Origin of the sequence: Cellulomonas citrea, from assembly GCF_009829685.1 — a bacterium.
GTDB classification, from domain to species: domain Bacteria; phylum Actinomycetota; class Actinomycetes; order Actinomycetales; family Cellulomonadaceae; genus Cellulomonas; species Cellulomonas citrea.
On sequence record NZ_VWSD01000282.1, the window covers coordinates 1 to 1,581 of the forward strand.

Here is a 1,581-nt window from a genome sequence, read left to right on the forward strand (position 1 = left end):
CCGGGCCGCTCCCCCGGCCGCCGCAGGGTTGGGGTCAGGCACCGAGTAGACGACGCGGGCGACCCCGGCCTGGAGCAGCGCCACGCTGCACGGACCGGTCCGCCCGGTGTGGTCGCACGGCTCGAGCGAGACCACCGCGGTGGCCCCGCGCACGTCGACGCCGGCCTCGGCGGCTGCGGCCAGCGCGGCCGCCTCCGCGTGCGGGGTGCCAGCCCCGCGGTGCCAGCCCTCGGCGAGCATGCTGCCGTCGGGCCCCAGCAGCACGGCGCCCACCTGCGGGTTCGGGTCGTCCAGCGGGCCGCGCGCCGCGAGCTCGAAGGCCCGGGCCATCGCCGCACGCTCCGCGGCGCTCACCTGGTGCGTGCGCGACTCGGCGTCGCTGCCGTGCTGGGTGTTCGTCCTGCTCACCTCCCGGGCCGTCGGCTCCGGGGAGGGAGGCGCGGGACAGGTCGCCCACGCCACGGCGTACGCCCGAGGGCCCACGCCGCCACGTCTCCTCCCATCCGGACTTTCACCGTCGGTCCTGGAGTTCCACCAGGTCAACCGCTCGATCCCTTGCGGGACCTCACGGGTCGCGGACTGTCACCGCCGGCTCGGACTTTCACCGACCCCGGAGTACGTGTTGCGTCTTACGCCGTTCATCATGCCACGTGCGGACGGGGTGCTCCGGGACGCACGTCCCAGCAGGTCAGGCGTCGTACGACGCGTCCCCCAGCGTCCGGAGCTCGGCGATGGCCGCGGCTGGGTCTTCGTGCCCATAGACCGCCGATCCCGCGACGAACACGTCGGCTCCCGCCCGGGCGATCGCCGCGATGGTGGAGACCGAGACCCCGCCGTCCACCTGGATCCGGACGTCTGCGCCGGCGGCGGTCACCGCGGACCGCAGCCGCCGTACCTTGCCGAGCATCCCCTCGATGAACGCCTGGCCGCCGAACCCGGGCTCGACCGTCATGACGAGGACCATGTCGAGCTCGCCGAGCAGGTCGAAGAACGGTTCGACCGGTGTGGCGGGCCGCACCGCGACGGCCGCCCGCACGCCGCCGGCGCGCAGCTCACGGGCCAGCCGCACGGGGGCTTGGGTGGCCTCGGCGTGGAAGGTCACCGAGGCGGCCCCCGCCTCGGCGTAGGCCGGGGCCCACCGGTCGGCGTCGTCGATCATGAGGTGCACGTCGAGCGGCACCGGGCTGACCTGGGCGATCCGACGCACCACCGGGAGCCCGAGCGTGAGGTTGGGCACGAAGTGGTTGTCCATGACGTCGACGTGCACCTGGTCGGCCGTCGCGATGCGCGCGAGCTCGCTCTCGAGGTTGACGAAGTCAGCCGACAGGATGCTCGGATTGATCTGCACGCCCATGACTGGGCAGCGTATCGGTCAGGCCGTGCGGCGCAGCAGCGCCAGGAACATCGCGTCGGTGCCGTGCACGTGCGGCCACAGCTGCACGTCGCCCGCGCCCTCCACGCACCTGAGCCTCACAAGGAGACTGGGCTAACGCATGAATGCCACAGCTTCGGCGGTGCGCTTGAGCCCCGCTACATTGTCGGCGCGGAATCACTTGACCAGTGAGCTATTACGCACTCTTT

General features: G+C 72.7%; 1 protein-coding gene, 1 rRNA gene, 1 pseudogene and 1 riboswitch. All 3 genes and pseudogenes read right to left on the reverse strand.

Annotation, left to right across the window (positions count from 1 at the left end):
• Positions 1 to 330, reverse strand: a pseudogene (locus tag F2B26_RS16175) (riboflavin biosynthesis protein RibD); the annotation flags it as partial.
• A 157-nt stretch (positions 331 to 487) separates the two neighbouring features.
• A riboswitch (FMN riboswitch) is annotated at positions 488 to 623 on the reverse strand.
• Between the two features lie 65 nt (positions 624 to 688).
• Positions 689 to 1,354 (reverse strand): ribulose-phosphate 3-epimerase, encoded by a 666-nt coding sequence (rpe, locus tag F2B26_RS16180; RefSeq protein WP_159811096.1) that lies wholly within the window; start codon positions 1,352 to 1,354, stop codon positions 689 to 691.
• A gap of 146 nt (positions 1,355 to 1,500) precedes the next feature.
• Positions 1,501 to 1,581 (reverse strand): 23S ribosomal RNA (locus F2B26_RS17270); the annotation flags it as partial.

Bases quoted from the DNA above. Each gene is read 5' to 3' on its own strand.
- rpe (WP_159811096.1), bottom strand. From the start codon at position 1,354: ATGGGCGTGCAGATCAATCCGAGCATCCTGTCGGCTGACTTCGTCAAC.